General features: G+C 66.9%; 7 protein-coding genes and 1 pseudogene. 6 read left to right on the forward strand and 2 right to left on the reverse strand.

Translation table 11 applies throughout. From position 1 onward, the window contains the following. Positions 1-16 precede the first annotated feature (16 nt). Complete coding sequence (locus QW861_RS31915) at positions 17-1,306, forward strand: YcaO-like family protein (protein WP_316193957.1); 1,290 nt, start codon at positions 17-19, stop codon at positions 1,304-1,306. Further along, entirely contained in the window at positions 1,303-2,658 is a 1,356-nt protein-coding gene (locus tag QW861_RS31920) for a TfuA-like protein (RefSeq protein ID WP_316193958.1), read from the forward strand. The genes QW861_RS31915 and QW861_RS31920 overlap by 4 nt, the downstream gene beginning before the upstream one ends. A gap of 48 nt (positions 2,659-2,706) precedes the next feature. Here QW861_RS31920 and QW861_RS31925 read toward each other — a convergent pair whose 3' ends face one another. Both QW861_RS31925 and QW861_RS31930 read right to left on the reverse strand, forming a co-directional pair. Continuing rightward, positions 2,707-4,191, reverse strand: a complete 1,485-nt coding sequence (locus QW861_RS31925; RefSeq protein WP_316193959.1) for a UdgX family uracil-DNA binding protein — start codon at positions 4,189-4,191, stop codon at positions 2,707-2,709. Positions 4,192-4,344: 153 nt separating this feature from the next. Continuing rightward, on the reverse strand, positions 4,345-5,583 hold the full coding sequence (locus QW861_RS31930; protein ID WP_316193960.1) for a putative DNA modification/repair radical SAM protein: 1,239 nt from the start codon (positions 5,581-5,583) through the stop codon (positions 4,345-4,347). 183 nt (positions 5,584-5,766) lie between these two features. On the opposite strand from QW861_RS31930, the gene QW861_RS31935 reads away from it, so the two are divergent. From QW861_RS31935 to QW861_RS31950, 4 genes and pseudogenes are all read left to right on the forward strand, one after another. After that, positions 5,767-6,561 (forward strand): DNA repair protein, encoded by a 795-nt coding sequence (locus QW861_RS31935; RefSeq protein ID WP_316193961.1) that lies wholly within the window; start codon positions 5,767-5,769, stop codon positions 6,559-6,561. After that, a complete protein-coding gene (locus tag QW861_RS31940) occupies positions 6,455-8,044 on the forward strand; it encodes a DNA polymerase Y family protein (RefSeq protein ID WP_316193962.1) in 1,590 nt (529 codons plus the stop codon). Before QW861_RS31935 ends, QW861_RS31940 begins: the two co-directional genes overlap by 107 nt. Positions 8,045-8,372: 328 nt before the next feature. Then, positions 8,373-11,975, forward strand: coding sequence for an error-prone DNA polymerase (locus QW861_RS31945; RefSeq protein ID WP_316193963.1), 3,603 nt, complete (start codon positions 8,373-8,375; stop codon positions 11,973-11,975). A 276-nt stretch (positions 11,976-12,251) separates the two neighbouring features. Further along, positions 12,252-12,481: pseudogene (locus QW861_RS31950) on the forward strand (hypothetical protein); the annotation flags it as partial.

Raw genomic sequence — 12,481 nt, forward strand, 5'->3', positions numbered from 1 at the left:
AGTGTGGAGGCTGCGGATGGCGAATGGAACGGCACTGCATCGGGATCGTCTGGCGCGTCCGGTCCCGAAGAGCTTTCGATGGGGAACTCAGCGGTCGGTGCCGCCGTCGCAGACGGTCGAGCGGGTGCGTCCGTTCCTGGGAGAAATGGGAATCACGCGCATTGCTGACGTCACGGGTCTCGACCGCGTCGGCATTCCCGTCACCATGGTCTGCCGGCCGAACTCGCGCTCGGTCTCGGTGTCGCAGGGCAAGGGGCTGACCCTGGATGCTGCGAAGGCGTCGGGCGTGATGGAATCGATCGAGCTGTTTCACGCCGAGACGATCACATTGCCGCTGAAGCTTGCGACCTATGCCGAGCTGATCCGCGACCATGAGGTGGTCGACGTGGCGGACTTGCCGCTGATCGCCGGCGGGCGTTTCCATCCCGATCTGCAGATGCTGTGGATCGAAGGGCGCGATCTCATGGCCGATGCCGACGTCTGGGTGCCGTTCGAGATGGTGAACCTGTCGACCTCGCGGCCGGAGATGCCGGCCGGCAGCTTCATCTCGTCGTCGAACGGGCTGGCGTCCGGCAACCAGCTGATCGAGGCGGTCCTGCACGGCATCTGCGAGGTCGTGGAGCGCGATGCGACCACGCTCTGGCACCTCCGCAGTCCGGACGAGCAGCAGAGCCGGCGCGTCGCGCTCGAGACGGTTCAGGACGAAGGCAACCGGCGGCTGCTGGAGATGTGCGAGCGCGCGGGCCTCGAGGTCGTGGCGTGGGACATCAGCTCCGATGTCGGGCTCGCCGCCTGCCAGTGCCTGATCTTCGATCGTGACGAGGAGCTGGGGCGGGATCTCTACGCGGCGTTGGGCATGGGCGCGCATCTGTCGCCAGAGATCGCCTTCCTGCGGGCGCTGACGGAAGCCGCGCAGAGCCGGCTGACGCTGATCGCGGGCGCGCGCGACGACGTGTTCCGCGAGGAATATGACGAGAAGGCGTTGGCCGCACAGTTTCTCGGCGAGCAGCGGGCGCTGCTGCGGAACAGCCCGCCGACGCGAAGCCTGCGCGAAACTCCGTCGCTGGCAGCGGAGACGTTCAACGATGATCTCGCCGTGGTTCTCGAACGGCTGCAATCCGCCGGTGTCCGGCAGGTGATTGCGGTCGATCTCACCAAGAGCAGGTTCGAGATCCCCGTGGTGAGGATCATCATTCCGGGGCTCGAAACCTTCGACAAGAATCCTGACTACAGCCCGGGGCGCAGAGCGCGGGCCTTCGCCGGCGATCAGATCTCGCGGCATCAGCCATCGGGGCATCCGCTATGACGTGCATCGTATTCACCGGGCCGACGCTGCATCCGCGCGACGCGGCGCTCGAATTGGAGGCCGAGTATCTCCCGCCGGTGCAGCAGGGCGACGTCTATCGTGCCGCGCTGGCGAAGCCTGCGGCGATCGGAATCATCGACGGCTATTTCGAGCAGGTGCCCTCGGTGTGGCACAAGGAGATCCTGTGGGCGATGGCCAACGGCATCCACGTGTTCGGCAGCGCCAGCATGGGCGCGCTGCGCGCGGCCGAGCTGCACGCGTTCGGCATGGAAGGCGTCGGCAAGGTGTTCGCGGCTTATCGCGACGGCGTGTTCGAGGCCGACGACGAGGTCGCCCTGATTCACGGGCCGGCTGAGCTCGGCTTTCCCGCGCTGTCCGAGCCGCTGGTCAACATCCGCTTCACCTTGCAGAAGGCGGTCGACCAGGGCGTGATCTCGGAGGCGTCCCGCCTGGTCCTGGAGGCGCTCGGCAAGGCGAGCTTCTATCCCGAGCGCAGCTACCCGGCGCTGCTGCAGGGCGCGCGGTCCGACGGTCGCCCGACGGCGCAGGAGATCGACGCGCTGGAGGCCTGGCTGCCGGATCACCGCGTCGACCAGAAGCGCGAGGATGCGCTGGAGATGCTGCAGACGATGCGGCGCCGGTTTGCCGGAGACACGGTGCCCAAGGCGGTCGATTACGCCTTCGAGCACACGCAGCTATGGGACGGCCTGATGCAGGACGCGCGGCGTTCGGCGGCCGCAGCGCGCGAGACGGTGATGCCGGACGGAACGCCGCACCTGCTGGACGAGCTGCGCCTGCTGGCCGTGCGCGGCAGCGACCTGTCCGACAAGGCGATCGCGAGATTTCTCGCGGCATCGGAGGCGAAGCGCCGCGGCGTCAGGGTCGACGCGCAGGCGCTGAGCGCGGAGATCATCCGGTTTCGCCAGAGCAGGGATTTGATGGACCCGGCCGAGCTCGAGGCGTGGATCGCGCGCAACGGCCTGACCCGGTCGGAATTTCTGGAGCTGATGCTGGACGAGGCGCGCATCCGATCTTTCAGGAAGGGGCTCAACGGCTCGGCCCTGAATGCGCTGGCCGACTGGGCGCGGATCGACGGCCATTTCGAGGATCTGCTGGCGCGCGCGCGCGACAAATGCGACGTGCTGAAGCAGACGGAACTCGACGGCGGTGGCAGTCCGGCGGACTATGGCCTCAGCGAGGGCGAGCTGATGGCGAGATACCTGCCCGCGATGCAGGCCGGCGCACCCGACCGGGACGAGACGGACGTGGCGGTGTCGCTCGGCTTTCCCGACCGAGCAGCGCTGATCCAGGCCTTGCTGCGTGAGCACGTCTACACGTCGCGCAAATCCTGAGGCCCCGTTGTCGCGTGGGGGCGGCCCGGTCGAGGCCATGCCGGCCCGTCACGCCGCATGTGCGCGCTTGATCGCGGCCGCGGCAATCTTCAGGTCCTCGACGAAGCGCTCATACTCCCGCGCCTTGGCGTCGGCATCCGGCAGCCGCAGCAGGTAGGACGGGTGCACCGTCACCATCGCCTTGGGGCCGTCGGGCAGGTCGGCGACATGACCGCGGTTCTTGGTGACCTGCGTGATCTTGCCGAACACCGCTTGCGCGGCGGTCGCGCCCATCGCCACCACCAGCGCCGGACGCACGGCGGCGAGCTCGCGCTCGTACCATTGCCGGCAGGCCTTGATCTCCGGCGTGTTCGGCTTCTGGTGCAGCCGGATCTTGCCGCGCGGCACGAACTTGAAGTGCTTCACCGCATTGGTGACGTAGACCTTGGACCGGTCGATGCCGGCCTCTTCAAGCGCGCGGTCCAGCATCTGGCCGGCCGGGCCGACGAAGGGATGGCCGGCGAGATCCTCCTTGTCGCCGGGCTGCTCGCCGACCAGCATCAGCGGCGCATGCGCGGGGCCTTCGCCGAACACGGTTTGCGTGGCGTCCTTCCACAGCGGGCAGGCGCGGCAGGAAGCGGCTTCTTCGCGCAAGGTCTCAAGATCGGCGGCCTCGACATCACGCGAGGTCTCAGCAGCGGGCGCGTGGTGGGCTTTCGGCTTGCGGCTCATCGCAGTCTCCTCGACGCGTTTCTGCGGCTTGTGGGGTTCAGTGCCGGCTTCGGCGATCATCGATGACGTGCGCCGGCTGGCGGCCGCGATCAGCGGCTGGATCAGCTTGGCCTCGGGCAGGTTCTGCCAATATTTCTTCGGCATCTCCTTTTCCATCGCCTTCACTTTCAGCCGTGCCGGATTGAAAATGCTGGCATAATAACGCAGCCAGACCTCTTCGAGCCGGTCCTCCGACGGCGCTTCAGCCTTGCTCACACCGGGCGTGAAGCTGACGCGGCTGCCGTCCCAATGCGCACAGAGTTCGGGCGTCAGGATCGACCACGGCATGTCGGCGAAGCGGCGGGCGAAGAACGGCGCGGCGCGCTCGACGATGTGGTGCTCCGGCTCGAACCAGGCGACGTAGCGCGCCTCGCGCTCGCGGCCGACCTCGCGGAAGCGGACGAAGGCATGCATCTTGTGGACGTCGCGGCGCACCGCCCGCGCCAGCGCGTTGGCCTGGGCGACATCAGGATCGGTCGCGATCTCCATGAGATCGTGGTTGGTCCGCAGACGCCACAGCAGCCGGTAGAGCAGGGCGAAGCGGTTGGGATCATTGTGCAGAATCGCGCTCTCGGCGAGCTCCATGAAGCTCGCCGGCACTGAGAACGCGCCCTTCGGCACCTCGGGAAGCTGCGTGTCGGCCTGATCGTCGAACAGGTCGGGCGCTGCGCCCTTGACGCGCCAGCTGACATCGGCCGGCTTGACGTCGTTCATCGCCAACGCCCGCGCCGCCTGACGCCAGCCGTCGAAATCAGTGTCGCTGTCGAGGGTTACGACGTGCATTTCACCTCTCTCGTCATTGCGAGCGAAGCCGCCGCGTCATTCCGGGGCGCTTCGCAGAGGCGAACGCGGAATCTCGAGATTCCGGGTTCGATGCTTCGCATCGCCCCGGAATGACGGCTGTTTCCTGGCTTCGGTCTTCGCCACGACGTTCAATTAGAACCCAAATCCCAGCTGCTGCGGTTTGGGCCGCAGCCGGGCCGCCAGCCCGGCACCGTCGAGCAGAGACGGCTGTGGCCGGTGGTCGGAGAGAACGATGAACGGCAGGACCTTGTTCCTGACAACGTTGAGCCGGGCGAGATCCGCAAAGCGGATCGTGGTGGTGCGGCGGGTGGCGAGGATGCGCTGCACGGTGCGGGTGCCGAAGCCGGGCACGCGCAACAGCTCCTCGCGGCTCGCTTTGTTGATGTCGAGCGGGAAGCGGTCGCGATGGCGCAAGGCCCAGGCGAGCTTGGGGTCGATGTCGAGCGGCAGCATGCCTTCGTTCTCCTCGACGATCTCGTCGGCATCGAAGCCGTAGAACCGCATCAGCCAGTCGGCCTGGTACAGCCGGTGCTCGCGCACCAGAGGCGGTGCCTGCAGCGGCAGCGCGCGGCTGGCATCGGGGATCGGGCTGAAGGCGGAGTAATAGACGCGCTTGAGCTTGTAGGCGCCGTAGAGATTGGCAGAGGTCGACAGGATGACGCGGTCGTTGGCGTCGTCGGCGCCGACGATCATCTGCGTGCTCTGGCCGGCCGGCGCGAAGCGCGGCGGCTTGGCCCGGCGCACCGTCTTCTTCGCCTCCGCCGTCTCGTCGAGCTTGAGCCGGAGACGGCCCATGGTACGGCGGATGGCGCGCTGGTCCTTTTCCGGCGCGAGCGTCGTCAGGCTGGCCTCCAGCGGCGTCTCGATGTTGATGCTGAGCCGGTCGGCATAGCGGCCGGCCTCGGCGATCAGCGCCTCGTCAGCCTCCGGAATCGTCTTCAGATGGATGTAGCCGCGGAAGCGATGCTCCTCGCGCAATTTGCGCGCGACGCTCACGACCTGCTCCATCGTGTAGTCGGGGCTGCGGATGATGCCCGACGACAGGAACAGTCCCTCGATGTAGTTGCGGCGATAGAAGTCGATGGTCAGCTTCACCACCTCGTCGACCGTGAAGCGCGCGCGGGCCACGTTGGAGGAGGCGCGGTTGACGCAATACAGGCAGTCGAAGTTGCAGGCATTGGTCAGCAGAATCTTGAGCAGCGAGATGCAGCGTCCGTCCGGCGCATAGGAATGGCAGATGCCCATGCCGGGCGAGGTCGAGCCGAGCCCCTTGCCGTCGCGGGAATCCCGCATCTCGGTACCGCTGGAGGCGCAGGACGCATCGTACTTGGCGGCATCGGCCAGGATCTCCAGTTTGCGCATCAGCTCCATGGCTTTGAATCCCTTTGATTCCATTCGTTGAATCACACCCGGGGCAATCCCGATTGACTCTCTCGAAGGCGTTAGCTTTATATTAGAACGTATCATGAACAAAGAGGGTCGTCGCGGGTTCACTGCCTGATCACTGAAACAACGGCAGCGCCCGCACGATGGATTGAAGAGGAGCGGCGACGGATGACCGGCGCACGCATGGATACGCTCGCGCGTCTGCGCGGCCGCATTGCCCGTCTCGAGGCGGGAGATGGCGCACATGATTTGCGCCGGGTCGCGCTCGGCCATGACGAGGCCGACGCGACCTTGCAGGGCGGGCTCGCGACCGGCGCGCTGCACGAGGTGTTCGCCGAGACCGGCCGCCAGGCGGCAGCCGCGACCGGCTTCCTGTGCGGGCTTGCCGCGCGTGTCGCCGCGCACCGGCCCCTGATCTGGATCCGGCAGGATTTCGCCGAGCGCGAGATGGGCGCGCTGTCGATGAGCGGGCTCGCCGAGCTCGGCCTCGATCCGCGCCGCATCGTCATCGTGCGCGCGCCCGATCTCGACCACGCCTTGCGCACCGCCGCCGACGCGCTCGCCTGCGATGCGCTCGGCAGCGTGATGCTGGAGGTGTGGGGGGAGACGCAAAAGCTCGATCTCGTCGCCAGCCGCAAGCTGACCCTGGCGGCGCAGGAATCCGGCGTCACCGCGCTCATGTTGCGCATTGCGGCTGCGCCCGAGCCGTCGACCGCGGAGACGCGCTGGATCGTGCGCACCGCGCCGTCACCGCTCGTTGCCCCGTGGATGGCGTGGGGCGCGCCGCGCCTCGATGCCGAGCTCATTCGCAACCGTCACGGCCAGACCGGACGATGGATCATGGAGTGGACCCCCGATGCATGCCGTTTCAACGAACCGGCGGCGGATCCTCAGCCTGTGGCTGCCGCGCCTGCCCATCGATCGCATCAAAAGACAGCAGGCACTCACAGGCGCTCCGCCTGAGAGCAAGCCGCAGGTCGTCGTCATCAAGGACGCCAATGCGCTCTTGATCCATTCGCTGGACGAAGCGGCGGCGTGCCACGGTGTGTCGCTCGACCAGCCCTTGGCGAATGCCCGCGCGGTCTGTCCCGACCTCGTCGCGCACGAAGCCGATTTGGCGGCTGATGCAAAGATGCTGGAGAGCATCGCCGACTGGTGCGACCGCTTCACGCCGCTGGTGGCGCTCGATCCGCCGCATGGCCTGTCGCTCGACATCACCGGCTGCGTGCATCTGTTCGGCGGCGAAGCCAGGCTGATGCAGTCGGTGTGCGACGCGCTGACCGCGCATGGCCTCATTGTGTCGGCGGCGATCGCCTCCAACGCCGTCTGTGCGCGTACGCTGAACCGCCAGGTGCATGGCCGCATCGTGCCCGACGGCGAGGAGGCGGCCGCGGTGGCGCCGCTGCCGGTGGCCGCCCTCGGCGGCAGCGAGGCCATTACGCTCGGCCTGCGCCGAGCCGGCCTCAAGACCATCGGCGACGTCGCCGCGCGCGGCCGCAACGAGATCACCGCGCGGTTCGGCGCCGCCTTCACCCGCGTGCTGGCGCAGGCGCTGGGCGAGGCCGATGCGCCGATCAGCCCGCGCAAGGTCCCGCCGGACTACATCGTCGACAAGCGTTTTGCCGAGCCGGTCGCGACCGACACGGTGATTGCGGCGAGCCTCTCCCGTCTGGCCGCGATGCTGGTGGCGGCGATGGCGCAGCAGGGCAAGGGCGCGCGGCGGCTGGAGGCCTGCTTCTTCCGCACCGATGGAATGGTGCGCGTGATCACGGTCGACACCGGCCAGCCGGTCACCGAGGCCGCAATCATCGACCGGCTGTTCCGCGAGCGGCTCGAGGCGCTGAACGATCCGCTCGATCCCGGCTTCGGCTTCGACATGATCCGGCTCGCTGCTGGCCGCAGCGAGATCGTGGTGCAGCAGCAGCGCGATCTCGATGCCCATGTCCACGACAATGACGAGCTGTCGGCACTGATCGACCGCATCGCCGCGCGCATCGGCGGCAAGCGCGTGGTCGTGCATCTGCCGGTCGATACCCATGTTCCGGAGCGCGTGGCGCTGCCGCTGCCGGCGCAGCAAAATCTCGCCGCCGCCACTGCTGCCGCCTGGCCGGAGCGCGCCGAGGGCGAGCCGCCGCTGCGACCTCTGCGGCTGTTCGCGCACCCCGAGGCGATCCAAGTCATTGCCGGCGTGCCGGACGGCCCGCCCGCGCGCTTCGTCTGGCGCCGTGCCGCGCATGCCGTGGTCCGCGCCGAGGGCCCGGAGCGCATCGCGATGGAATGGTGGCGGCCGGACGGGCAGGGCCTCACGCGCGATTATTTCCGCGTCGAGGACGAGCACGGCCTGCGCTTCTGGCTCTATCGCGACGGGTTGTATGACCGTGAGTTCGAGCAGCCTGAGGGCCCGCCGGTGCAGCCCGCCTGGTACATGCATGGCCTGTTCGCATGAGGGCCGGGATCGCACATCTCTCGCGGCGATCTCGCTGCTCACCCTCCCCTGGAGGGGGAGGGTCGGCTCGCATGCGCGCATGCGAGCCGGGGTGGGGTGACGGACCATCCGCACCTGCGGTGCTCGTCGAAGCCAACTCACGCACGGCTGAGAAGAGCGGGCCCAATGACGACCGGTTGCTGGGCTCACCCCACCCCGCCGCGCGCTCTGCGCGCGTCGACCCTCCCCCTCCAGGGGAGGGTGGGCACTTGTGCAAGGCGACTTGTTGCTCATCACCTGCAGGGAGCGGGCAACGCGGCATCGTCAACGCAGCCTCCGCGATCGTGCCATGACTCCCATCCCCTATGCCGAGATCGGCGTCACCACCAATTTCTCCTTCCTGCATGGTGGTTCGCATCCGCAGGACTATGTGCACGAGGCCGCCGAATATGGCCTCACCGCCATCGGCATCGCCGACCACAACACGCTGGCCGGCATCGTGCGCGCCTATAGCGAGCTGAATAACGACCGGCTCAGCTACAAGCCGAAGCTGCTGTACGGCGCGCGGCTGGTGTTCTCCTGCGGCACGCCCGACATCCTGGTCTATCCGCGCGACCGCGCGGCCTATGGCCTGCTGTGCCAGCTGCTCACCCGCGGCAAGCGCGGCAGTGACGCGGACAAGGTCGCCAAGGGCGATTGCCGCCTGAGCTTCGAGGACCTGTTTGAGTTCATCGAGGGACAGTTGCTGGTGCTGATGCCGCCGCATCGCTTCGACGAAGCCGCGCTCACCATCATTCTCACGCGGCTGAAAGACAGCCCCGCCGAAGGCGCGTGGCTGGCCGGCAGCCTGCTGTATCGCGGCGACGACCGGCGCCGGCTGGCGCGGCTGTCGCGCCTCGCAGCTTCAAGCAAGGTGCCGCTGATCGCCACCAATGACGTGCTCTATCATCATCCTCGACAGCGCATGCTGCAGGATGTGCTGACCTGCATCCGCGAGAAAGCCTCGATCGAGGCCATCGGCCGAAGGCTCCAGGCCAATGCCGAGCGCCATCTCAAGCCGGGACACGAGATGGCGCGGCTGTTCCGTGACCACCCCGACGCCGTGACAGAGACCCTCCGTTTCACCGACCGCATCGTGTTCTCGCTCGACCAGCTCAAATATCAATATCCCGACGAGCCGGTGCCGCCGGGCAAGACCGCGCAGGGGCATCTGCAGGATTTGACCTGGGCCGGCGCCAAGACCTATTTCGGCGACCACCTCGATGACAAACTGCGCGCTGTCCTCGACAAGGAGCTGGCGCTGATCGCCGAGCTCAACTACGCGCATTACTTCCTCACCGTCCACGACATCGTGCGTTACGCCCGCAGCCAAGGCATCCTGTGCCAGGGCCGTGGCTCGGCGGCCAATTCGGCCGTGTGCTACGTGCTCGGCATCACCTCGGTCGATCCGACCAAGATCGACCTGCTGTTCGAGCGCTTCATCTCCAAGGAGCGGCTGGAGCCGCCCGATATCGACGTCGATTTCGAGCATTCGCGACGCGAGGAGGTGATGCAATATGTCTATCGCCGCTACGGCCGGCACCGCGCGGCGATCATCGCCACTGTCATCCATTATCGTCCGCGCAGCGCCATTCGCGACGTCGGCAAGGCGCTGGGCCTGACCGAGGACGTCACCTCGGTGCTCGCCGACACCGTGTGGGGCAGCTGGGGCGACGGCCTCTCCGACATGCAGGTGCGCCAGGCCGGGCTCGATCCCGCCAATCCGATGATCCGCCGCGCCGTGGAGCTGGCATCGGAGCTGATCACCTTCCCGCGTCATCTGTCGCAGCATGTCGGCGGCTACGTGCTGACGCAGGATAGACTTGATAGTTACGTCCCGATCGGCAATGCCGCGATGGACGACCGCACCTTCATCGAATGGGACAAGGACGACGTCGATGCGTTGTCGATGATGAAGGTCGACGTGCTCGCGCTGGGCATGCTGACCTGCATCCGCAAATGCTTCGACCTGATCGCCGATCACAAGGGCAAGCGATACGTGCTCTCCGATATCCGCTCGGAGGACGATAACGAAGTCTACCGGATGCTGCAGCGAGGCGAGTCGCTCGGCGTGTTCCAGGTCGAGAGCCGCGCGCAGATGAACATGCTGCCGCGGCTGAAGCCACGCACCTTCTATGATCTCGTCATCGAGGTCGCGATCGTCCGGCCCGGGCCGATCCAGGGCGACATGGTGCATCCCTATCTGCGCCGCCGCAACAAACTGGAGAAGGTGAGCTATCCGTCGCCGTCGCCGGATCACGGCCCGGCGGACGAGCTCTACAAGGTGCTGCACAAGACGCTCGGCGTGCCCTTGTTCCAGGAGCAGGCGATGCGGATCGCGATCGAAGCCGCCAAATTCTCGCCCGAGGAGGCCAACGGCCTGCGCCGCGCGATGGCGACCTTCCGCAACGTCGGCACCATCGGCTCTTATGAAGAGAAGATGGTCAGCAGCATGATCGCGCGCGGCTACGATCCCGCCTTCGCCAAGAGCTGCTTCGACCAGATCAAGGGCTTTGGTTCCTACGGCTTTCCGGAAAGCCATGCCGCGAGCTTCGCCCAGCTCGTCTATGTCTCGTCCTGGCTGAAATGCTTCCACCCCGACGCGTTCTGCTGCGCGCTCTTGAACTCGCAGCCGATGGGTTTTTACGCGCCGGCCCAGATCGTCGGTGACGCCCGCAAGAACGGCGTCGAGATCCGCAACATCGACGTGTCCTACAGCTTCGCCGACAACACGCTGGAGGAAATGGGTGGCAAATACTGCGCCGTTCGCCTCGGCTTCCGCCAGATCGACGGCTTCCGCTGGATCGACCGCGACGAGGAACGGATCAGGAAGTTGTCGGAGGCGGCGCGGAGAGAGGCGAGGGCGGCTTCCACACGTTCATTGCCAGCTACCTCCTCGGTGTCATTCCGGGGCGCGCATAGCGCGAGCCCGGAATCCATACTCCCGCTCGTGGTTATGGATTCCGGGCTCGCCCTCCGGGCGCCCCGGAATGACGGCGTGGGTGGAGTTGTTTCTAACTCGCAAACGCTTGGTGCATTTGGAGAGCATGCAAACGCATCGCCCCGCAACGATAACGAGAGTCAAGCCGACATCTCCGACCGCGAGGACGACTGGGCCGACCGCATCATCCGGGCGCGCGGCCGCGGCCCCTTCACCTCGCTGGAAGACTTCGCTCGCGACACCGCTCTGCCCAAGCGCGCGCTGCTGCTGCTGGCCGATGCCGATGCGTTCCGCTCGCTCGGGCTCGACCGTCGCGCCGCGCTCTGGGCCGTGCGCCGGCTGCCCGACGACGTGCCGCTGCCGCTGTTCGAGGCTGCCATCGCCCGCGAGCAGCCGGACGAGGGCGCCAGGCCGCTGCCCGAGATGCCTCTACCGGAGCACGTCGTCGCGGACTATCAGACCATCCGCCTGTCGTTGAAGGGGCACCCGATGGAGTTCCTGCGCGAGCGTTTCGCTGCCGAAGGCGTGCTGGCCTGCCGCGACGTCAATGATGCCAACGACCGCCGTCGCGTCCGGTGCGCCGGCGTGGTGCTGGTGCGGCAGCGGCCGGGCAGCGCCAAGGGCGTCGTGTTCATGACCCTGGAGGACGAGACCGGCATCGCCAACATCGTGGTGTGGCCGAAGGTGATGGAGACCTTCCGCAAGGAGGTGATGGGCGCGCGCTTGGTGCTGGTCGAAGGCCGCATCCAGAGCAGCCCGGAGAAAGTGGTCCATCTCGTCGCCGAGCGCCTGGTCGACCGCAGCGCCGATCTCACCTTGCTGTCAGACGATCGTCTCGGTGCCGTGCCGCACGGCCCGATGCCCGTCGAGCCGCTCAACGACGACCGCCGCGATCATCCCGACACTCCCTCCCAGCGCGTCAGCCACCCCCGCAACGTCCGCATCCTGCCGCGCTCGCGGGATTTCCATTGAGGGAGTGTGAATTCGTAGGGTGGGCAAAGACGCGCCGCGCATCGCTCGTCGCGACGTGCCTACTGGCCGCGAGTACGACGCTCACTATCATCGCAAGCGTAGCGACGCGATCCAAACGTCCCACGACATTTCAACACCCGCCTAAAAATTCCACTTTCTTTTTTTCGGAAATCATGCTTTATTCCGCGCATCCCGCTCCATGAAGGGGCGTTGCGCGCGATCGTCACGACACGCGGGGCGGGGAGCGATGGCCGTGTTTGTGCCGCAGCGTGCGTCATGCACGCCGACGAACGGCATGGCGCGGACGTGAAGTCGCAGCGTCCTGGCACCCCGATGCTGGTGTCAAGTTCGCGACGGTGCTGGCGCGCCGCGCGGATGATGGTGGCCAAAAAGCCCGGCGCACCAGGGAGACTGCGTATAAGCGTGAAAACCGTCGCGCAGGGAAGGCCGGGTGGCGGGCTCAAGCGGTGGTCGCAACACCAAGTGTTTTCATTCGTGACAGCAGC

Origin of the sequence: Bradyrhizobium sp. SZCCHNRI1029 (assembly GCF_032487555.1) — a bacterium.
Taxonomy (GTDB): Bacteria; Pseudomonadota; Alphaproteobacteria; order Rhizobiales; family Xanthobacteraceae; genus Bradyrhizobium.